The 978-nt window shown below is 42.4% G+C and carries 1 protein-coding gene; it reads right to left on the bottom strand.

The window, feature by feature from the left end:
* Positions 1-254: 254 nt before the first annotated feature.
* A partial coding sequence (locus AC1DH9_RS29860) for a hypothetical protein (protein WP_477809417.1) occupies positions 255-978 on the bottom strand: 724 nt, incomplete at its 5' end.

Here is a 978-nt window from a genome sequence, read left to right as displayed (position 1 = left end):
GCCGAATTGGGCACGTTGCACTTCATTGGTAAGCAATAGCTTCAGTAGCCCCCCCTCGCCAGCCGCGGTTGATTCGCGACAGATCGGGGGATTTGCTTAAGAAAAAAAGGGGAAATATTGATTATGCAGACTGTCCGCTTTTGGCCGGAAGCTACAAGGGGAACTGAGTTATTAATCCACCTTCTACGTCTTGCTGATCGATATCACCTTCTCCCTCGCGGCTAAAACCCTGAAGAAAATTGTGCCAGTTTAAATCAGACGGCGTCTGCATCGATTGAAGTAATAAATTGCMGAGACACCAATGATTTATCATTATGTTTTGATGTCATTGACATACTTAAAGGGTCGAAATCATTCTGAGTTATCTCTTTTGCTAAAAATAAGTCTTTAGGTAATGGTGTCTCTGCAAACGGATTGTAGTATAGGTGTAGACCATCTAGATGAGTTTCTCGGTGATTCGAGGGCTTGCATAGCGTAACGTCTGAACCACAGACTAAATGGCCGTTAAAGTATCTATGAGAAAATATATCGTGACCGGATTCAATTTCTACATGATGCTTACCTATCCTGTCCAAACCCTCTTTTACCATAAACTCTACGACACCCATTTCTCGGTATCTTGTGGACTTCACAAAGCCATCAACATTCGTGCCTATTAGAGCTTTGCTAAACATTCCTACGGTTGAGAAAATTATCGCGCTAATTTCCTTGTAGCTATCGTTTGTGAATATTCCGAACTCGACTGGCTTACTATTTTCGTTTAGTGCTCGGTGAATGACCGGTCTGCCATTACCTGTTTTGCTGTCGACACCGTATAGTGCACGATTAATTGCGATATTATTTTGAGAAAATGACAAGTGAGTATCAAAAGGAGCTACCGCTAACACAAATGGATTGCCCTTGACGTGATCTAGTGACGAATAAGGGTGCTTCTTTTTTCCTGCCAAGAATAATTCGCGCTTATCCCTTATTTTGCCC

The sequence above is a fragment of the Pseudomonas sp. 05T35 genome (assembly GCF_056396605.1).
The sequence above is the reverse complement of the archived record's forward strand: the minus strand, read 5'-3'. Positions and strand labels throughout refer to the sequence as shown.